This window comes from Phenylobacterium sp., assembly GCF_004299445.1.
In the GTDB taxonomy this organism is placed as follows: Bacteria; Pseudomonadota; Alphaproteobacteria; order Caulobacterales; family Caulobacteraceae; genus Phenylobacterium.
The window spans coordinates 12,951-31,697 of record NZ_SCTC01000037.1 but is presented as its reverse complement, the minus strand read 5'-3'; the positions used below and the strand labels follow the sequence as shown (position 1 = coordinate 31,697).

The following is an 18,747-nucleotide window of genomic DNA, read 5'->3' as shown; positions in this document are numbered from 1 at the left end:
TTTTTGAAGTCTGGCTAGGCTGATCAGCCAAGGGAGAGATCCAATGGTTCGCGAGCTCCGCCTCAACGCCTTCGCCATGAACTGCGTGGGCCATCAGTCCCAGGGCCTCTGGCGACACCCTCGCGACCGGTCGGCCAACTACAAGCACACCGATCACTGGGTGGACCTCGCCAGGTTGCTTGAGCGCGGCAAGTTCGACGCGCTGTTTTTGGCCGACGTGGTGGGCGTCTACGACGTCTATGGCGGCAGTCCGGGTACCGCGCTCCGCGAGGCGGTCCAGGTGCCGACCAACGACCCGCTTCTGGTGATCCCGCCGATGGCGCAGGCGACGCAGCATCTCGCGTTCGCGGCGACGGTGAACCTGTCGCACGAGCCACCCCTGCCGTTCGCACGCCGGATGTCGACGCTCGACCACATGACGGATGGCCGGATCGGCTGGAACATCGTGACCGGCTACCTGGATAGCGGCGCGAAGGGGGCGGGAGCCCGCCAGCAGGTGGCCCACGACGTGCGTTACGACATCGCCGAAGAGTTCATGGATATCCAGTACGGGTTCTGGGAAGGCAGCTGGGAGGAGGACGCGCGCCAGGCCGACCGCGAGTCCGGGGTTTTCACCGATCCGTCGAAGGTCCATCGCGTCGTTCATGACGGGGAGTACTTCCGTGTCGACGGGGTGCACCTATGCGAGCCGTCGCCGCAGCGCACGCCGGTCCTCTACCAGGCCGGATCGTCGTCCAAGGGGACCAGCTTCGCGGCCCGCCATGCGGAGTGCGTTTTCGTCGGCGGCAATTCGCGGAGCAAGATGGCGGCGGACGTCGCCAGGCTTCGAGCTTTGGCTGTCGAGGCCGGCCGCGCGGCGACGGACATCCAGGTGTTCGCGCTGGCCACCATCATCACCGGGGCGACGGACGAGGAGGCCGAGGCCAAGTTCGCAGACTACAAGCAATACGTAAGCGCAGCCGGCGCCCTGGCGCTGATCTCCGGATGGACCGGTATCGACTTCGCCAACCCGGAGGTCGTCACCGCATCCGCCGCGTCGAGCAATGCCATACAGGGCGCCGCAGCCGCCTTCACGGCGAGCGCTCCGGGAGACCATCGCGACCTCGACAGCATAGCGCGATCCGTCGGGCTCGGCGGCGGCGGCCCGGTGCTTGTCGGCGGTCCGCAACGCATCGCCGACGAACTTGAGGCCTGGGCGAACGCGGCCGATCTGGACGGGTTCAACCTCGCCTATGCGGTCATGCCGGAGACCTTTGCCGACGTGGTGGAGCACCTGGTGCCCGAACTGCAGCGACGCGGACTCTTCAAGATGGACTATGCGCCGGGCACCTACCGCGAGAAGCTGTTCGGGCGTGGCCCCCGTCTGGAGGAGAACCATCCGGGCGCCGCCCGCCGCCGCGGCCCGAAGACGTCGCCTTCGAACATCCCCGCCGCTTAGCGGGGGCGGAGCCTGACCTTGACCGAGCCAGGACCCCTTAGAGCCAAACCTGCCGAAGCGCAGCGTTCTGCGGGCCGTGGCGTGGCCCGCAAATGGCCCTCCATCGCTGTCATCCTGTTCGCTCAGGTCACCGCCATGGCCGTCTGGTTCGCGTCAGCCGCGGCGGCCTCCGCTCTGGCGCGGAGCGCGCCACTCTCGGCGTTCGAATCCGCGCTGCTCACCAGCGCCGTCCAGGCGGGCTTTGTCATCGGAACGCTCGCAAGCGCCCTGCTCGGCATCCCAGACCGCTTCGATCCCAGGCGGATATTCATGATCTCGGCCCTGTCAGCGGCCGCGGCCTCGACCGTGCTGGTGATGCTCCCGCCGACCGGAGCCGGCATCCTTGCGCTCCGGCTGCTGACCGGCGTGGCCCTGGCCGGGGTCTACCCGATCGGCATGCGCCTGATCGCGACCTGGGCTTCCGGCGACCTTGGACTTCTGGTCGGCCTGCTGGTCGGCGCCCTGACCCTCGGTTCGGCCAGCCCCCACGCGTTCGCCGCCTTCGCTCAGCTCGACTGGCGGGTGATCTATCTCGCGGCCGCCGGACTCGCCGCGTGCGGCGGGCTGGCCATCCTGTTCGCAGGCGTCGGCCCGAACGCGCCCCGCCAGATGCGCCTGCAGGCCGGCCGGATATCCCAGGCATGGCGCAATCCGGCGCTCCGGCTCGCGAACCTCGGTTACCTCGGCCACATGTGGGAGCTCTACGCCATGTGGACCTGGCTCGCCGTGTTCCTGGCCGAAAGCTTCCGGCGCTCGGGCGTGGCAGACCCCTACAGCACGGCTGAGATGGCCACCTTTGCATCGATCGCCGTGGGTGCGGTCGGCGCCTGGCTGGGCGGTGTCTGCGCCGATCGCTGGGGACGCACGACCGTGACCATCGGCGCGATGGCGGCCAGCGGCGCCTGCGCCGCCACCATGGGATGGCTGTTGGGAGCGCCGCCATTCATCGTGATTGCGGTGGCCCTCGTGTGGGGCGTCACGATCATCGCCGACTCCGCGCAATTCTCCGCGAGCATCGCCGAGCTCAGCGAGCCTGAATCGGTCGGCACGATGCTCACCTTGCAGACCTGCGCCGGCTTCCTCCTGACCCTGGTGAGCATCCAGCTCGTCGCGCCCGTTTGGAAGGCCTTCGGATGGCCGGGGGCTTTCACGATGCTCGCGGCAGGCCCCCTGCTCGGGTGCATCGCCATGGCGCGTCTTCGGACCAGTCCCAGCGCGACCCAGCTCGCGGGCGGTCGCCGCTGAGGGCCTACGGGCGAACCGTTCGGTTACGAACCGGGCAGCACGGGAGGCCTGGGCGTCTGGGCGCGGGGAAAGTTGGCGATCCCGTCCCCGTATCCCCATGCCGCCATCTGCGCGTCGGCGGCGGCCCAGCTGGCCAGGTCGCGGGCGCAGGCCATGGCCTGGGCCCACTCGGGATTGAGCCGCATCCACGTGTGGACGGTGGAGCGGCTGGGCATGTCGGGGTCGCGGCAGATGGTGCGCAGGGGCTCGCCCGCGGCCAGCCGCTCGAGGATGACGTCACCGATCCCGTTCCGGAAGCCGGACGGTAGGCCTGCGCCGTCGAGGCCGCCCATCCGGCGCAGGGCCTGGGCCGTGGCGGCGAAGTCGGGCCGCTCGCGCAGCCAGCGCATGACCGTGGCGCGGGTGGGCATGCCGGGCTGGCGGCAGAGGCGGCGCAGGCCGTGACCTTCGTTGAGGCCCCGCCAGATGCGCCAGGCGATCTCGGCGCTGAACGGGACGCGGGGCTTTCGCATGCGCCGGATATGGGGCGCGAACAGATCGGGAACAAGAAGGTCGCCGCGTCGGAGCGCAACAGATTGCTGCAAGGCGCCCCATGCGCACGCTGTCCGTGCATCTTGATCTCAGAACGCGACCGAAGATTGCGGAGCGAACAAAAACCAAGTTATTCGTTGCCCCCGTCAGAACGGGCGAACGGCGGGGCGGGTTGAACTCGGAGATGGCTTAGTCTTGCAGGGCGCCCTCCCACATCCGGCCGTCAGCCGCGCCGCGGCTGTGTTCGTCAGAAACTTTCTCCAGGACGCGGCGACCGCCAGCGGCGGCGATTTCATCGACGCCATGATCCGCATGGCGATCACGGACGCCAACATCCGGCACCTCATCTCGGACGATGCGGAGAGCCGGCGTTTCGCCCGCTTCGACCAGGGGGTGCCCGACGAGCTCCGCCGCCCCGTGAGCATCCATGGCGTCTCGACATCGCTGGGGATGCCCTTCGAGACCGTGCGGCGGCGCGTGCGGCGGCTTACGGAGGCGGACCTGTGCAAGCTCCTGCCCAGTGGCCTCATCGTCACGCAGGAGCAGCTGGCCACCGAGGCCACGCGGGCGCTCTACGACAGCACCTACCGCGGCGTCGCGGAGCTCCACGCGAGCATCGCGCAGTATCCGCCGTTCGCGGATGTGCGGGACACGGACGGGCTGCCCGCTCTGGACCTTTCCGCGCCGCCCGTTCGGATCGTGGGGCGCCCGGCGCTGGCCTATGTCCTGCGGTATCTGGAGTCCGCCGCGCCGGTGGCGGGGGGCATGCTGGACGGGATCGTGTTTCTGTTCGTGAGCGCCGCCAACATCCAGCACCTCGCGGCCGAGGGCGAGCCGGACGGCGCGCCGTATGAGGTGGTGGACGACGCGCTGCGCCAGCGGGTGGCCGTGTTCGCCTTGTCGCGGACCATGGGGTTGCCGGCGGAAACGGTCCGGCGCCGGGTCAGCGCGCTGATCGCCCGGGGCCTGTGCAAACGGGACCACATGGGCGTCTACGTGCCGGGCGACGTGCTGCTCTCTCCGCCCCTGGTGGCGCATCGCGCCAGCAACCTCGTCAGTCTTCAGAGGCTGTTCGCCGAGCTTCGGAGAGCGGGCTTGCGGTTCGGCTGACGGGCTAGGCCGCGACCAGCGCCGCCTGGAGGGGCGCCTCGGCGGGCTCGGGCAGCAGGGAGCCGAGCACCAGGCGGGACAACATGCGCCCCTCGAGCGTGAGGATGGCGTCCACCAGCGGCGGCGCGTCGCCGTAGTCCATGCGAGGCGGCGCGTGCAGCATCTCGGGATCCACCGAGAAGGTCTCCTGCACGGCGTCGACCATGAGGCCCACCACGCGATCGTCCTGCTGGACGACGACGTACACGTGCCGCGAGGTGGCCGACGTGTCGCCGAACCCCAGACGGGCGCGCAGGTCCAGGACCGGCATCACCACGCCCCGCAGGTTGATCACGCCCAGAACGTAGGGCGGCGCATTGGGCATCAGCGTGGGCGGGGTCCATCCGCGGATTTCGCGCACGGACTGCGTGTCGATGCAGAACCCCTGGCCAGCGATCTCGAACGAGATCAGCTCGAGCTTCTCACCGTTTTTCGCGGTCTCGACGCTCATCAGAATTCGCTCCACTCGGACTCTGCGCCGACGGCGGCCGCCAGCTTGGCGTGCTGTCGGGCGACAGGGTTGGGCGCCGGGCGACGCGAGGTCTCGGCGACCAGCTCCAGGCGGGTGGAGCGGCCGGACGCCGCACCGGTCTGGAACCGTCCGATCAACCGCGTCAGTTCCTGCGACTCTGCGCGCAGATTGGCCGCTGCGGCCGTGGCTTCCTCGACCATGGCCGCGTTCTGCTGCGTGACCTGGTCCATCTGGTTGACCGCCGTGTTCACCTGGCTCAGGCCCGTGGCCTGTTCCTGCGACGACTGGGCGATCTCGGCGATGAGGCCGTCGATCTGAGTGACCTTGTTGACGATGCCGGTGAGCGCCTCGCCGGTGTCGCCGACCAGTTTCACGCCGCGCCCGACCTGGCTCGTCGAGGTGGCGATGAGGGTCTTGATCTCCTTGGCGGCTTCCGCCGAGCGCTGGGCCAGCGCGCGGACTTCGGACGCGACGACCGCGAAGCCCTTGCCGGCGTCCCCGGCGCGGGCGGCTTCGACGCCGGCGTTCAGGGCCAGCAGGTTGGTCTGGAACGCGATCTCGTCGATCACGCCGATGATCTGGGTGATCTGCTGGGCCGAGCTCTCGATCTCACCCATCGCGGCCACAGCCTCGCGCACCACGTCGCCCGACTTCTGGGCGTCGGTTCGCGCCTCGGAGGCCGCGGCGGACGCCTGCTTCGCGCCGTCGGCGCTGCGCTTCACCGTGGCGGTGATCTCGTCCAGGGCCGCTGCGGTCTCTTCCAGGCTCGCGGCCTGCTGCTCGGTGCGGCGCGAGAGGTCGTCGGACGCCGCCGCGATCTCCGCCGAACCGCCGCCGACGCTGGTGCTCGACGCGGACACCGCGGCCAGCGTCTCGTCGAGGGCGTTCATGGCGTTGTTGAAGTCGGCGCGCAGCTTCTCGAAGGTCGGATCGGCGAGCTGAGGCACCCGGTGGGTCAGATTGTTCCGGGCCAGCTGCTCCAGGCCTTGCGCGATCGAGTCGACCGCCGCGACGCGGGCCGTCACGTCGGTGGCGAACTTGACCACCTTGGTGACCCTGCCCCGATGGTCGAAGATCGGGTTGTAGGAGGCCTGGATCCAGATCTCCTTGCCGCCCTTGCCGAACCGCTTGAACTCGGCGGAGAAGAACTCGCCCGCCTGCAGCTTGCGCCAGAACTCCTGGTAGTCGCCGGACCGGGCGTAGCCGGGCTCGACGAACATGCTGTGGTGGCGGCCCTGGATTTCGCCCAGCGTGTAGCCCAGCGTGCCGAGGAAGTTCTGGTTGGCCGTGACGATATCGCCTGTCGGCGTGAACTCGATCATCGCCTGCGACCGCGAGATCGCTTCGATCTTTCCCGCGAAGTCGGCGTTGCGCAGCTTTTCCTCGGTGATGTCGGTCGCGACCTTCACGACCTTGACCACGGCGCCTCGTGGGTTGCGCACGGGATTGTACGAGGCCTGAATCCAGACCTCCTTGCCGCCCTTGCCGAAGCGCAGGTATTCGCGTGCGTCAAACTCGCCACGCGCCAGCTTCGCCCAGAACGCCGTGTAGTCGTTGCTCCGCGCGTATTCCGGCTCAACGAACATGCTGTGGTGCTGACCGAAGATCTCGGCGGCGGAGTAACCCATCGCTCGGCAGAAATTCTCGTTCGCCGAAAGGATCTTGCCCTTCGGATCAAACTCGATGACGGCGAGCGAACGGCTCATTGCTTCAAGCGTTGCAGCTGAATCCTTGAAGCCATTCTTGTGGATACCCAGCACGTTTCAGCCTCCACGCGCGATATGTCGAATCGATATACTTATTAAATCTGCCAAATCGACGGACATTAACCGCAATAGGCATGAATATAGACAACGTTGGCGCCGATTTTCTGATCTATGCAAAATCCGAATTGGCGCAGTTGTGAGTCTTGTCTTGCGATCGGAATGCCTAATGATGTCATAATTGGTATGTTTTCACTCACCGTTATGAGTAAAGCGCACAACAGGGCGCGATCTCTTGGGGGATACTTTCTTTTTAGTTGTCAGCTATGGGTCGACAACGTGGGGTGGTCGATCCTGTCTCCGCCTCGCCGCGACGTCGGATCGTCCCGCGGCGCACCGCTGCTTCGAAACGGTTTGCAGGCGAGCGGCGGCGACGCCTAGGCTGGAGCCACGGCCCCCAAGCGATTGACGCCGCCTGCGGCCTGCCCGCACGTCCCGATCGACGACGAAGGGGGCGCTGCGTGGAGTCCCTCCTGCCATGACCGTCCTCGTCTGGTTCCGCCGGGACCTGAGGCTTTCCGACAACCCGGCCCTGCAGGCCGCGCTGGCGACGGGCGAGGCCATCGTGCCGGTCTATGTCCACGACAACAACGAGGCGGGCGACTGGCGCCCGGGCGGCGCCTCGCGCTGGTGGCTGCACGGCTCGCTGTCGGCGTTGGACGCGGACCTGCGCCAACGGTCCGACGCCGGGGGCCTGGTGCTCAGATCGGGCCGGGCCGAGGCGGTGATCCCGGCGCTGGCGGCGGAGACCGGCGCGCGCACGGTGGTCTGGAACCGCCGCTACGAACCCTGGGCGGTGGCGCGCGATGGGGCGCTCAAGGCGGCCTTGCGGGCGGACGGGCTCGAGGCCCGATCGTTCAACGGCGCGCTGCTGGCCGAACCGGCCAAGTTCTTCAACAAGACGGGCGGCCCCTACCAGGTGTTCACGCCGTTCTGGCGGGCCCTGCGGGCGGCCGCGCGGCCGCCCGCCTTCGCCCCCGCACCTGACCGGCTGGAGATCGCGGGCGGGGTCGCGGGAGAGGCGCTGGACGACTGGGCCCTGCGCCCGACCCGGCCGGACTGGGCGGGCGGCCTGCGGGAAGCCTGGACCCCCGGCGAGGCCGGCGCCGCCGCACGGCTGGCCGCCTTCACGCAGAAGGCCGTGTTCGCCTACGCCGATACGCGCAACGTGCCCGGCGTGACCGGGACGTCACGGCTGTCGCCGCACCTGCACTTCGGCGAAGTCGGGCCCTGGCAGGTTTGGCGGGCGGCGTTGGCGGCGGGCGAGTCAATGCACGGCGACCCGCTGCAGCGTGGGGTGGAGACGTTCCTATCGGAAGTCGGCTGGCGCGAGTTCAGCGCCCACCTGCTGTACCATTTCCCCACCCTGCCGAACGCGGCGCTGAAGCCCGAGTTCGATCGCATGCCGTGGCAGGACGACGCCGCGGGACTGGCGGCGTGGCAGGCCGGACGGACAGGCTATCCGATCGTCGACGCCGGGATGCGCGAGCTGTGGGCGACCGGCTGGATGCACAACCGCGTGCGGATGATCGTGGCGTCGTTCCTGATCAAGGACCTGATGGTCGACTGGCGCCGCGGCGAGGCCTGGTTCTGGGACACCCTGGTCGACGCCGATCTGGCGAGCAATTCGGCCAGCTGGCAGTGGGTGGCGGGGTCGGGGGCGGATGCGGCGCCCTACTTCCGGGTGTTCAACCCGGTGAGCCAGGGGCAGACCTTCGATCCTGAGGGGACCTACGTGAAGCGGTGGGTCCCGGAACTGGCCCGCATGCCCAAGGCGTTGATCCACGCGCCTTGGACGGCGACGACGGCGCAGCTGGACGCGGCGGGCGTTCGCCTTGGCCGCGACTATCCCCGGCCCCTCGTGGATCACGCCGAGGCGCGCCAGCGGGCGCTGGCGGCCTACGCCGAGGTCCGCGGGAAGGACGCGGCGGCTACTTGAAGAAGTCCTGAGGCGCCAGCGCGTCGTTCTCGGCCAGACGCTGGATCATAGCGGCGTGGAGGCGGGCGTCGGTCTCGGCCGGATCGTCCTCATCGATGTCGAGGTTGAGGCTCTCGGCGGTCTGGCGGCGGGACTCGGGCGTGTCGGGCAGGCCGACCAGGGCGAAGAGCGCGCCGAGGTCATCGCGCCAGCCGCTGCCGAAGCCCGTGCGGGCGGCGCGGGCGTCCAGGATCATCGCGACGTCGGGGGGCGTCGCCATGCGGGTGCGGACAGGGGTCGGCGGCACGCGATGAGGGTCGCGGGCCGGCAAAGGCGGCGCGTCGGACGGGGCGCCGGCGAAGGCGTCGTGGATCTTCTGCATCATCCGCATCGGACGAACTCCATGGGGCGGACGGCGCCCTCGGTTGCGTCAACGGCAGGCATGCGTCACGGTTCCGGCGCGTCCGCGGGATCGACTGCGATGACGGCGCGTTGGCGAGGACATGGCCCTGCACATCCGCGCCGACCTCACCTACGACTTCCCGAGCCCCAGCGAGACGCTGCTGATGCTGGAAGCGTCTCGCGACGCCGACCAGACGGTGTTGCGCGAGCGCCTCTCCGTCACGCCACAGAGCGATCTGGTGCGCCGCGACGACGGGCCGGCTGGCGAGCGGCGCGCCGTATTCACCGCCAGTGGGCGCGTGCGCATCCTCTATGACGCGCAGGTGGCCGTTCGGCGCGAGACGCCCCGCCTGGAGGGCGCGGCGCAGGTGGCGATCCGCGACCTGCCGCCCGGGGTGCTGCGCTATCTGCGGCCCAGCCGCTTCTGTCCGTCCGACAGCTTCGAGCGCTTCGTGGACCGCGAGTTCGGAAGCCTGCGCGGCGGCGACCGGGTGGTGGCGATCCTCGAGTGGATCGCCGGGCACGTGGACTATGTCGCCGGTGTCAGCGACGCTCAGACGACGGCGTTGATGACCTTCGCCGACCGGGCCGGCGTGTGCCGCGACTTCACCCACCTTGCCATCTCGCTGCTGAGGGCCAGCGACATCCCCGCCCGCGCGGTCAGCGCCTATGCCTGGAAGCTGGACCCGCCCGACCTGCACGCGGTGGCCGAGGTCTTCGTGGGCGGCGGGTGGCGCCTGGCGGACCCGACGGGCAAGGTCGAGGCCTGCGATCTCGTGCGGGTGGCCACCGGCCTGGACGCGGCCGACATCGCCTTCATGAGCGTGTTCGGCCGGGCCGTGCTGGTGTCACAGGCCTTCTCGGTGACCCAGGCCGACGACGAGATCGCCCAAGGGGTGGGCCGCCTCGACGCCGTCGCGGTGTGACCGCCGTCAGGCGATCAGCTTTTCCATCTCGTCGAGAGTCTTCTCGAACTTGCCCAGCATGGCGCGGAACGGCTCGGGCGTGGTCATGTCGACGCCGGCGCGCTTGAGCACATCCACCGGATAGTCCGAGCCGCCGGCCTTGAGCGCGCCAAGGTAGGCGTCGCGCTCCTTCGGACCCCCGCCCAGGATGCGCTCGGCGAAGGCCGAGGCGGCCGTGACCGAGGTCGCGTACTGGTAGACATAGAAGTTGTAGTCGAAGAAGTGGCCGGGCAGCGCCCACTCCAGGCCGTAGACGTCTTCGATCTGCACCTTGGGCCCGTGGTAGCGCTTGAGCAGGTCGAGATAGATCGCCGAGGCGCGCTTGCCCGACAGGGCCTCGCCCTTCTCGGAGGTCTCGTGGATGGCCAGCTCGAACTCGGCGAACATTGTCTGGCGGTAGAAGGTGGCGCGCATCATCTCGCAGACGCGGTCCAGGTAAAACAGCTTCTCGGGCTTGGTCTTTGCGGCCTTGACCATGTGGGCGACCAGCAGCTGTTCGTTGACGGTCGAGGCCACCTCGGCGGTGAAGGTGGGATAGCCCGCCAGCTCCCACGGCTGGGCCTTCTGGGCCAGCAGGGTGTGCATCGCGTGGCCCCACTCGTGGGCGTAGGTCGACAGGCCCTCGTAGTTGTCGGTGTGGTTCAGCAGCATGTACGGGTGGACGTCGTAGGCTGCGCCGAAGACGTAGGCGCCGGGCCGCTTGCCCTTCTGCGGATAGACGTGGACCCAGGGCTTGGACGTGGCGTCGGCGAACAGGGCGCCGTACTCCGGGCCAAGCGGCTTCATGGCCTCCAGCGACAGCTTGCGGCTGGCCGCCAGGTCGAACCTGGCGTCCAGCTTGGTGACCGGGGGGTAGAGGTCCCAGTAGCCCATGTCGGACAGGCCCAGCAGCCGGCGGCGCAGCTCGAAGTAGCGGTGCAGGATGGGCAGGCCGCGGTTCGCCTCGGAGATCAGGGTCCGGTAGACGGCCTGCGGGATGTTGGGGCCATCGACCGCGGCGGCCAAGCTGCTCTCGTACCTGCGCGCCTTGGCGTTGAAGATGTCGCCGTTGACCTTGGCCGACAGCGCCGCGCCCAGGCTGCTCTCGAAGCCCTTGAAGGCGGTGAAGAAGGTGTCGAACACCTTCTTGCGCTCAGCTCTGTCGGCGGCGGTGCGGGCGCGGGTGTAGCCCTGCTGGTCCAGGCGGATCTTCTCGCCGGCCACCTCGACGGTGGGCCACGGGATGTCGGACGCGACCAGCTGGGTGCGGATGTTGCGCGGCCCCTGCAGCGGATTGCCGGCGGCGGCCAGCAGGGCCTCGCCCTGGTCGTCCAGGGTGTGGTCGGCCTGGCGCAGGGTGTCCAGCAGCCCGAAGCGGAACTTCTCAAGGCCCGGGTCGGCCTTCACGAAGCCCTCGATCTTCTCGCGGCCCACGCGCAGCAGCTCGGGGCTGGTCCAGGCGGTGGCTTCGCCCAGCTTGGCGCTGAGGGCCTGGGCGTTCTGGCGGCGCTCCTGGTCGACGGCGACCTGCAGGTCCTCGTCGCCCTTCAGCGTGGCGTAGACGAACAGCCGCGCCACGCGCTTGGTGATGTCGGAGATCAGCTGCATCGCGGCCTTCAGGGTCGCGGCGCTCTCGCCCAACCGGCCCTTATAGGCGGCGATGCCGGAGAGGGCGGCTTCCACAGCCTTGCGCTCGGTCTCCCAGGCCTCGGGCGTCGGATAGAGATGGGTAAGGTCCCAGACGGTCGGCAGGGCCGTATCCGCGGCGTTTGCGGCGGCGGGCGCGAAGGCCGCGGCGGCCGCGAGCAGCAGCGCCTCGCGGCGGCTGACGTCGTTCATGGCGTGTAACTCCCCAGGGTCTGCCGTTACGCTTACGGGCGTGGAAGGTCCGCGCCAAATTACCGAAAAGTCACGGTGGCGAGCGGGTGTCGAGGCGCGACGAGCGGCCAGAGCTATGCGCGCTCGCGGTCGCGGGCCTTGTGCCGGGCCTGCATGCGTTCCCACTGCTCCTGCTGGTGGCGGCGCCAGCGGGCGCGCAGGGACGCCGGGCGATCCGGGTAGCGGTCCTCGGGGAACTCGGCGCCGGCGACGCGGTCGGTGCGGAAGCTGCGGAAGTCCGAGCGCATCTCGCACCAGGCCATGATCAGTCGGGTGGTCTCGTAGTAGCCAACGGCGAAGGGCCAGACCGTGCGCTGAGTCTCGCGCTCGTGCTCGTCGCGGTAGGTGAGGATCAGCTTGCGGCCGGCGCGGATCTGCTGGCGGACGCTCGCCATGTCGATGTTGTCGGGCGTGGTCTTCCAGCTGGGGGCGGCGCGGGTGGCGGGCTCGACCACCAGCGGGCGCAGGTTTTCCGGGATCACCGCGCCGATCTTGGCGATCAGGTCCTCGGCGGCGCGGCGCAGCACGGGGTCGCCGCGGGCCGCCACCATCTGGGCGCCCAGCACGGCGGCCTCGATCTCGTCGGGCGTCAGCATCAGGGGCGGCAGGTCGAAGCCGTCCTCCAGGATGTAGCCTACGCCCGCCTCGCCTCGGATCGGCGCCCGCTGACCGATCAGGTCGGCGATGTCGCGGTAGACCGTGCGCTTGGAGGTCTCGAGCTCCTCGGCGATGGCGTCGGCCGTGATCGGCTTCTTTCCCCGACGCAGGATCTGGATGATCTGGAAGAGACGATCCGCCCTTCGCATGTTCGCGTACCGTTCTGCTGACAGGATGCTGTCAGCAAGGCCCTGGCAAGTTGCCGGTGTCAAGACGAGGGAGAGAACCGATGATCACGCTCTACGGGCTCGGCGAGGGGTTCGGCCTCCCGGAGATCAGCCCCTATGTCACCAAGACAGAGGTGCAGCTGAAGATGGCCGGCCTGGGCTATGCGAAGGCGCTGGCGCGGCCGGAGCACTCGCCAAAGGGGCAGGTGCCGTTCATCGACATCAACGGCGCCAAGGTGGCCGACTCCACCTTCATCCGCGCCTTCCTGGAACGCACCTACGGCCTCGACTTCGACGAGGGGCTGGACGGCGTGCAGCGCGCGCAGGCCTGGGCGATCGAGCGGATGATGGAGAATCACTTCGGCTGGACGATGATCGCCGAGCGGTGGCTCTGCCCGGCCAACTTCGCCAAGGGCCCCGCCCACTTCTTCGACGGCGCGCCCGAGGGCGTCCGCGAGATGGTGCAGAACGAGGTGCGCAACAACATTCGCGCCGTGGGCGTCGGCCGCCACACCGACCTGGAGATCGTGGCCCTGGCCGTGAACTCGCTGGCGGCGGTGTCGGCGATCCTGGGCGACAAGCCCTACCTGTTCGGCTCGCGTCCCTGCGGCGCGGACGCCACCGTGTTCGGCATGCTGGCCGGGGTGCTGACCCCGTTCTTCGAGGGCGAGATCCGCCGCCGCGCCGAAGGCTTCGGCAATCTGGTGGCCTATGTCGACCGACTGATGGCCCAGTTCTACCCCGAGTTCGAATGGGACCTGGAAGCCAGTCTGCGGGCGCCCGTCGCCGCCTGATCCCCCGCAGGCGCTGTCGCCAACTGGGCCTCCGCAGGCGCGGGGGCCCTTCTTTTTTGCCGACCTGAAGGGCGCGCGCAGGGCGCGCGGGCTGAATTTGCCTGCGTTAACCAGTCAGTGGGGAAGCCCGCCTAGCTTGAAGCAAGAAACAGGCCACGGGGGCGGGTTCTTTGGCGCTCAGCGCACGACTAGAGGTTCGGCAGGGACAGGGGCTGGTCATCACCCCCCAGCTGCAGCAGGCGATCAAGCTGCTGCAGATGTCGAATCTCGAGCTCGAGGCCTTCGTGGAGACGGAACTCGAGCGCAACCCGCTGCTGCAGCGGGACGAGCGCGACAATGAGGCCGACGAGGCGCCGGTCGCCGACAGCGCGGTCACCAACGAACATGCGGCCGACGCCGACGCGCGCGCCGACATGGACATAACCTATGACGAGGCTTCGCCCGGCGAGCGCGCCACAGGCGACGCGCCGGAAGTGGCCGACGCCGCGGCGGCCGACGCGGGCGGCGCCATCGACTGGTCCAAGGCCGGCTCGGGGGGTAGCTTCGACCGCGACAGCGAGCTGGGCGACGGGGCGCTGACGCGCGAGAAGACCCTGATCGAACACCTGCAGGAACAGCTGGCCGCCTCGGGCCTGCGCGGGCCCGACCTGATGATCGCCGGCATGCTGATCGATGCGGTCGACGAGGGCGGATACCTGCGCGCCGAGGTGGACGAGGTGGCCGAGCGCCTGGGGTGCGCCGCCGAACGCGTCGAGACGGTGCTGGGCGTGATCCAGGGTTTCGACCCCGTGGGCGTCGCCGCGCGCGACGTGCGCGAGTGCCTGATGATCCAGCTGAAGGACCGGAACCGCTACGACCCGGCGATCGCCGCGATGCTCGACAACCTGCCGCTCCTGGCCAAGCGCGACCTGGCGGCGCTGCGCAAGGTGTGCGGCGTCGACGACGACGACCTGCGCGAGATGATCGCCGAGATCCGCGGCCTGACGCCCCGGCCCGGCGCCGCCTTCGCCGGCGGCGAGCCGGCGACGCCGGTCGCGCCGGACGTATTCGTTCGGGAAGGCGCCGGCGGCCTGTGGAACGTCGAGCTGAACTCCGACACCCTGCCCCGCCTGCTGGTCGACCAGCGCTATCACGCCCGGGTTTCGGGACAGACCAAGACCGACCAGGAAAAGACCTTCGTCGCCGACTGCATGGCGCAGGCCAACTGGCTGATGAAGAGCCTGGACCAGCGCGCGCGCACCATCCTGAAGGTCAGCTCCGAGATCGTGCGCCAGCAGGACGCGTTCCTGGCCTATGGCGTCGAGCACCTGCGGCCGCTGAACCTGAAGACCGTCGCCGACGCCATCGGCATGCACGAATCGACCGTCAGCCGCGTGACCTCGGGCAAGTACATGGCCACCCCGCGCGGCCTGTTCGAGATGAAGTTCTTCTTCACCTCGGCGATCCAGTCGTCCGAGGGCGGCGAGGCCCACTCGGCCGAGAGCGTGCGTCACAAGATCAAGCAGCTGATCGAGGCCGAACTGAGCGACGACGACGTCCACTCGGACGACGCCATCGTCGACATCCTGAAGGCCGCGGGCGTCGACATCGCCCGCCGCACCGTCGCCAAGTACCGCGAGGCGATGCGGATTCCCTCGTCCGTCGAGCGCCGGCGGATGCTGAAGACACCGGCGTAGGGGCCAAAACGCCACAATCGCTGAACTTTTCCGCGCGCTCGGACCTTCCAGCCCTTGGCGCAGCGCGTGTGGCGCTCCAGATGCGATTGAGATGTCCGAGACCGTGCACCCCGCCGAATTGCCGGAAGCCGAGCTGCCGCTGTCGGCGGTGCTCGCCGACATCGCCGACTATCACGAGGAGTCGATCTCGGTTCAGCAGCTGACCGAGCGGTTCGGCGGCCGTGCGATCGGCGCCCTGCTGTTCGTGTTCGGCCTGGCCTGCATGCTGCCGCTGCCGCCGGGCGCCACCACGATCTTCGGTTTCCCGCTGGTGCTGCTGGCGCCGCAGCTGATCATCGGCGCATCGGTTCCGTGGCTGCCCAAGGGCGTGAAGCACCGCACGATCTCGACCTCGCACCTGAAGGACGGCCTGCCGCGCGCCATCCGCTGGCTGAAGAAGGTGGAGGCCGTGTCCAAGCCACGGCTGGTCTTCCTGTTCGGCCCGGTGGGCGAGCGGCTGATCGGCCTGGTGTGCCTGGCGCTGGCCCTCGTGCTGATCCTGCCCATCCCCGGCGGCAACATCCTGCCCGCCATGGCGGTGTCGGCGCTGGCCTTCGCGCTGATCCAGCGGGACGGCCTGATCGCGCTCATCGGCTACGCGCTGGCCATCACCAGCGCCTCGGTCCTGGCGCTGGCGGCTCACATTATCGTCAGGATGTTCCTGCACGCCTGGACCGTCGTCACAGGCGCTTGACACCGTTCGCTGGCAGGCGCGTTGTCATGGGTATGCAAGTCCAAGTGACCGGCAAACATGTCGATGTCGGAGAGGCTCTGCGTTCGCGAGTCGCCGACGAACTTACAAACAGCATCCTGAAGTATTTCGACCGTGACGGCGGCGGCGCCGACGTCGTGGTCAGCCGAGAAGGCAGCGCCTTCAGGGTAGATTGCTCTGTCGTCCTGGCCTCAGGCCAGCAGCTGACGACCCAGGGCGTGGGCGGCGACGCCCATGTGGCGTTCGACGTCGCGCTCGAGAAGATGAGCAAGCGCGTCCGACGATACAAAAACCGATTGCGCGACCACCACGGACAGGCGCTGGCCAAGCAGGCCGAGAGCGCGGCGTACTTCGTCATCGCCTCGACCGACCTGGACGACGACGCCGAAGACGTCGACGAGGCGGCCCCCGCCTTCGCCGAGCCCATCATCATCGCCGAGACCGAGAAGCCCGTGCGTTCGATGACGGTGTCCCGCGCCGTGATGGAACTGGACTTGACGGAAGCTCAAACAATCGTGTTTCGAAACGCCGCGCACGGCGGGCTTTCGGTGGTATATCGCCGCCCCGACGGGAACATCGGCTGGATCGATCCGGAGCGGACCAAAGGCCGCAACGGGGTCGATGGAGAGGACACCGGTCCGGCCCACTAGGTGCAACGACGACCCCGGACGCCCGCCGCGGAGGCGGGAGCCCGGGGATCGAGGGGTTAGTTTTTCAAGGCCATGAACATCGGCGAATTGCTGGATCGCTCTGCGATCTCCTTGCGCGTGAGCGCAGCCAACAAGAAGAAGGCCCTGGCCGTGATCGCCGAGATCGCGGCCCGCAATTTCCACCTCGACGCCGGCGAGGTGCTGGAGGCGCTGAGCGAGCGGGAAGCCGCCGGCTCGACCGGCGTCGGCCACGGCGTGGCCGTTCCGCATGCGAGGCTCGACGGGCTGGAGCGCATGCGCGGCGTCTTCGTGCGCATCGAGCAGCCTGTGGAATTCGAGTCCGTCGACGACCAGCCGGTCGACCTGCTCTTCGCGCTGTTCGCGCCCAAGAACGCCGGCGCCGATCACCTGCGGGCGCTGGCCCGGGTGTCACGGATCATGCGCCAGGGCGAGCTCCGCGAGCAGCTGCGAAAGGCCCGCACGGCCGACGCTCTGCATGCCCTGCTGGTCCAGGACGCGGCGCGTCCGGCGGCCTGAGGCGCGATCTACACCGTGATCCGTTCAGGATGCGCCACGTAGCGGTCGAGCTCGGCCAGCGTGCTGCGCCAAGCCTGCGCCATCCGCGGCGACCACTCGGGACCGCAGGCCTCCTCCACCACCTCGGCGATGATCCCGAAGAAGGTGGCGAAGACGTCGGGCGGGACGTCGTACCCGGCGTGGGTGACCACCTCGGTCTGGATCATATGGTCGGCGAACTGGCGCGCGCGGATGAAGTCGAGGATGGCTTCGAACGCGCGCATCAGCATCTCGCCCTTGATGCTGTCGTCCGTGTCCCGCCAGAACAGCGCCTGCATCTGCGGTTGCCGCTGGAAGAGGCGCGCATAGACCCTCCCCGTGAGGTCGCCCCCGCGCTCGCCGGCCAGCTCGAGACTTTGCTCGATCGCCTCGGCCTGCGCCGGGTCGGTCAGCGGCACGGCTAATTCCGGTACGGAATGATTACCGGCAGCGTCTCGAAGCCGTGCACGAAGGCCGACCAGTTCAGCACCGGCTCGCCCGTGACCTTGATCTCGGGGAAGCGCTTCAGGATCTCTTCCCAGATGATGGTCAGCTGGAGCTCGGCGACGCGGTTGCCGACGCAGCGGTGAACCCCGAACCCGAACGACATGTGCTGGCGCGGACGCTCGCGGTCGATGATGAACTCGTTGGGCCGGTCGATCACCGTCTCGTCGCGGTTGCCCGAGATGTACCACATGACCACCCGGTCGCCCTTCTTGATGGTCTTGCCGCCCAGTTCCACGTCGCGGGTCGCCACGCGGCTCATGTGAGCCAGCGGGGTCTGCCAGCGGATGGTCTCGGAGACCATCGGCAGGATCAGTTCGGGATTGGCGCGCAGCTTGGCGTACTGCTCGGGATACTTGTTCAGCGAATAGACGCTGCTGGAGATGGTGTTGCGGGTGGTGTCGTTGCCGCCGACGATCAGCAGGATGACGTTGCCCTGATAGGTCTCCATCGACATGTCCCGGGTCGCCGGGTTGTGCGCCAGCATCGAGATCAGGTCGTTCTTCGGCGGCGCGTTGACCCGCTCGTTCCAGAGGCCGGCGAAGGCGCCGAAGCACTCCATCATCGCCGCGCCCTTCTGCTCCCAGCTTTCGACGGGGCCGTGACCAGGCATGTTCATGACCATGTCCGACCACCAGGTCAGCTTGCGGCGCTGCTCGAACGGGAAGTCGAACAGGGTGGCCAGGGTCATGGCCGTCAGTTCCTTGGAGACCAGGTCGACCCAGTCGAACTCCTGGCCGATCGGCAGGCTGTCGAGGATCTGGCCGGCGCGCTCGCGCACCAGCGGAGCCATGTTGTGCAGGTTGCTGGGGGCGACCGTCGGGCTGACCGCCTTGCGGGCCGGGCCGTGCTCGGGCTCGTCCATGGTGATGAAGCCGGCGTTGCCCCGCCGGCGTTCGCCCATCACCCGCTCCTGCTCCTTCATGGCCTCGAGGTTGGCCAGGCCGATGCCTTCGGCCGACGAGAAGGATTCATGGTCGGTATCGACCGCCATGATGTCGTTCCACTTGGTGATCGACCAGTAGGGGCCGAACTCGCTCTCGGGGGTGAAGTGGACCGGGTCCTCCCGGCGCAGGCGCTCGAACACCGGCCAGATCGTGTCGTGGTAGAAGCGGTCCACCTTGGCGGGGTTCAGCTTCTCCAGCGGCGTGGCGGCGATCTCGGCGGCCGCATCGGCGGCGGCGACCTTCACGGCGATGTTCATTCGTTTCTTC

General features: G+C 68.7%; 18 protein-coding genes. 10 read left to right on the top strand and 8 right to left on the bottom strand.

Annotated features, from left to right (window positions below):
- The first annotated feature begins 43 nt into the window (after positions 1-43).
- Together EPN98_RS09085 and EPN98_RS09080 are read left to right on the top strand one after the other, a co-directional pair.
- Positions 44-1,438 carry an LLM class flavin-dependent oxidoreductase gene (locus tag EPN98_RS09085; protein WP_293362367.1) on the top strand — a complete coding sequence of 465 codons (1,395 nt, stop codon included), beginning with the start codon at positions 44-46 and terminating at the stop codon, positions 1,436-1,438.
- Positions 1,439-1,519: 81 nt separating this feature from the next.
- A complete protein-coding gene (locus tag EPN98_RS09080; protein WP_293362366.1) occupies positions 1,520-2,722 on the top strand; it encodes an MFS transporter in 1,203 nt (400 codons plus the stop codon).
- A gap of 23 nt (positions 2,723-2,745) precedes the next feature.
- Here the strand turns inward: EPN98_RS09080 and EPN98_RS09075 are convergent, their stop codons facing one another.
- Entirely contained in the window at positions 2,746-3,234 is a 489-nt protein-coding gene (locus EPN98_RS09075; protein ID WP_293362365.1) for a hypothetical protein, read from the bottom strand.
- Positions 3,235-3,448: 214 nt separating this feature from the next.
- Here EPN98_RS09075 and EPN98_RS09070 point away from each other — a divergent pair, with 214 nt between their 5' ends.
- The gene (locus EPN98_RS09070) at positions 3,449-4,363 is read left to right on the top strand and encodes a hypothetical protein (protein ID WP_293362364.1); all 915 of its coding nucleotides are present in this window, start codon (positions 3,449-3,451) and stop codon (positions 4,361-4,363) included.
- 4 nt (positions 4,364-4,367) lie between these two features.
- Here the strand turns inward: EPN98_RS09070 and EPN98_RS09065 are convergent, their stop codons facing one another.
- Positions 4,368-4,853: a chemotaxis protein CheW gene (locus tag EPN98_RS09065; RefSeq protein WP_293362363.1), complete on the bottom strand. Its 486-nt coding sequence runs from the start codon at positions 4,851-4,853 to the stop codon at positions 4,368-4,370.
- Positions 4,853-6,580, bottom strand: a complete 1,728-nt coding sequence (locus EPN98_RS09060) for a methyl-accepting chemotaxis protein (protein ID WP_293362362.1) — start codon at positions 6,578-6,580, stop codon at positions 4,853-4,855. The genes EPN98_RS09065 and EPN98_RS09060 overlap by 1 nt, the downstream gene beginning before the upstream one ends.
- Positions 6,581-7,115: 535 nt before the next feature.
- Here EPN98_RS09060 and EPN98_RS09055 point away from each other — a divergent pair.
- Complete coding sequence (locus EPN98_RS09055) at positions 7,116-8,576, top strand: deoxyribodipyrimidine photo-lyase (RefSeq protein WP_293362361.1); 1,461 nt, start codon at positions 7,116-7,118, stop codon at positions 8,574-8,576.
- Here the strand turns inward: EPN98_RS09055 and EPN98_RS09050 are convergent.
- Positions 8,569-8,946 carry a DUF3597 family protein gene (locus EPN98_RS09050; RefSeq protein WP_293362360.1) on the bottom strand — a complete coding sequence of 126 codons (378 nt, stop codon included), beginning with the start codon at positions 8,944-8,946 and terminating at the stop codon, positions 8,569-8,571. The genes EPN98_RS09055 and EPN98_RS09050 overlap by 8 nt on opposite strands.
- Before the next feature lie 112 nt (positions 8,947-9,058).
- On the opposite strand from EPN98_RS09050, the gene EPN98_RS09045 reads away from it, so the two are divergent.
- On the top strand, positions 9,059-9,883 hold the full coding sequence (locus EPN98_RS09045) for a transglutaminase family protein (RefSeq protein WP_293362359.1): 825 nt from the start codon (positions 9,059-9,061) through the stop codon (positions 9,881-9,883).
- Between the two features lie 6 nt (positions 9,884-9,889).
- Here the strand turns inward: EPN98_RS09045 and EPN98_RS09040 are convergent, their stop codons facing one another.
- Complete coding sequence (locus tag EPN98_RS09040; protein ID WP_293362358.1) at positions 9,890-11,740, bottom strand: M3 family oligoendopeptidase; 1,851 nt, start codon at positions 11,738-11,740, stop codon at positions 9,890-9,892.
- Between the two features lie 113 nt (positions 11,741-11,853).
- A complete protein-coding gene (locus tag EPN98_RS09035; protein ID WP_293362357.1) occupies positions 11,854-12,585 on the bottom strand; it encodes a YafY family protein in 732 nt (243 codons plus the stop codon).
- Between the two features lie 80 nt (positions 12,586-12,665).
- Here EPN98_RS09035 and EPN98_RS09030 point away from each other — a divergent pair, with 80 nt between their 5' ends.
- The 5 genes from EPN98_RS09030 to ptsN all read left to right on the top strand — a co-directional run bounded on the left by EPN98_RS09030 (position 12,666) and on the right by ptsN (position 17,011).
- A complete protein-coding gene (locus tag EPN98_RS09030; protein ID WP_293362356.1) occupies positions 12,666-13,397 on the top strand; it encodes a glutathione S-transferase family protein in 732 nt (243 codons plus the stop codon).
- Positions 13,398-13,567: 170 nt separating this feature from the next.
- A complete protein-coding gene (gene rpoN, locus EPN98_RS09025; RefSeq protein ID WP_293362355.1) occupies positions 13,568-15,073 on the top strand; it encodes an RNA polymerase factor sigma-54 in 1,506 nt (501 codons plus the stop codon).
- A gap of 91 nt (positions 15,074-15,164) precedes the next feature.
- Complete coding sequence (locus EPN98_RS09020) at positions 15,165-15,806, top strand: exopolysaccharide biosynthesis protein (RefSeq protein WP_293362354.1); 642 nt, start codon at positions 15,165-15,167, stop codon at positions 15,804-15,806.
- Between the two features lie 32 nt (positions 15,807-15,838).
- On the top strand, positions 15,839-16,474 hold the full coding sequence (raiA, locus tag EPN98_RS09015; protein ID WP_293362625.1) for a ribosome-associated translation inhibitor RaiA: 636 nt from the start codon (positions 15,839-15,841) through the stop codon (positions 16,472-16,474).
- A 72-nt stretch (positions 16,475-16,546) separates the two neighbouring features.
- Positions 16,547-17,011, top strand: coding sequence for a PTS IIA-like nitrogen regulatory protein PtsN (gene ptsN, locus EPN98_RS09010; RefSeq protein WP_293362353.1), 465 nt, complete (start codon positions 16,547-16,549; stop codon positions 17,009-17,011).
- Between the two features lie 8 nt (positions 17,012-17,019).
- Here the strand turns inward: ptsN and EPN98_RS09005 are convergent, their stop codons facing one another.
- Together EPN98_RS09005 and EPN98_RS09000 are read right to left on the bottom strand one after the other, a co-directional pair.
- Positions 17,020-17,448, bottom strand: a complete 429-nt coding sequence (locus tag EPN98_RS09005; RefSeq protein ID WP_293362352.1) for a globin — start codon at positions 17,446-17,448, stop codon at positions 17,020-17,022.
- A gap of 2 nt (positions 17,449-17,450) precedes the next feature.
- Positions 17,451-18,737, bottom strand: coding sequence for a cytochrome P450 (locus EPN98_RS09000; protein WP_293362351.1), 1,287 nt, complete (start codon positions 18,735-18,737; stop codon positions 17,451-17,453).
- Positions 18,738-18,747: the final 10 nt, after the last annotated feature.

Coding starts and splice junctions, on each gene's coding strand:
- EPN98_RS09085 (WP_293362367.1), top strand. CDS start 44: ATGGTTCGCGAGCTCCGCCTCAACGCCTTCGCCATGAACTGCGTGGGC.
- EPN98_RS09075 (WP_293362365.1), bottom strand. CDS start 3,234: ATGCGAAAGCCCCGCGTCCCGTTCAGCGCCGAGATCGCCTGGCGCATC.
- EPN98_RS09065 (WP_293362363.1), bottom strand. CDS start 4,853: ATGAGCGTCGAGACCGCGAAAAACGGTGAGAAGCTCGAGCTGATCTCG.
- EPN98_RS09060 (WP_293362362.1), bottom strand. CDS start 6,580: ATGAGCCGTTCGCTCGCCGTCATCGAGTTTGATCCGAAGGGCAAGATC.
- EPN98_RS09055 (WP_293362361.1), top strand. CDS start 7,116: ATGACCGTCCTCGTCTGGTTCCGCCGGGACCTGAGGCTTTCCGACAAC.
- EPN98_RS09050 (WP_293362360.1), bottom strand. CDS start 8,946: ATGCGGATGATGCAGAAGATCCACGACGCCTTCGCCGGCGCCCCGTCC.
- EPN98_RS09045 (WP_293362359.1), top strand. CDS start 9,059: ATGGCCCTGCACATCCGCGCCGACCTCACCTACGACTTCCCGAGCCCC.
- EPN98_RS09040 (WP_293362358.1), bottom strand. CDS start 11,740: ATGAACGACGTCAGCCGCCGCGAGGCGCTGCTGCTCGCGGCCGCCGCG.
- EPN98_RS09035 (WP_293362357.1), bottom strand. CDS start 12,585: ATGCGAAGGGCGGATCGTCTCTTCCAGATCATCCAGATCCTGCGTCGG.
- EPN98_RS09030 (WP_293362356.1), top strand. CDS start 12,666: ATGATCACGCTCTACGGGCTCGGCGAGGGGTTCGGCCTCCCGGAGATC.
- EPN98_RS09020 (WP_293362354.1), top strand. CDS start 15,165: ATGTCCGAGACCGTGCACCCCGCCGAATTGCCGGAAGCCGAGCTGCCG.
- raiA (WP_293362625.1), top strand. CDS start 15,839: ATGCAAGTCCAAGTGACCGGCAAACATGTCGATGTCGGAGAGGCTCTG.
- ptsN (WP_293362353.1), top strand. CDS start 16,547: ATGAACATCGGCGAATTGCTGGATCGCTCTGCGATCTCCTTGCGCGTG.
- EPN98_RS09000 (WP_293362351.1), bottom strand. CDS start 18,737: ATGAACATCGCCGTGAAGGTCGCCGCCGCCGATGCGGCCGCCGAGATC.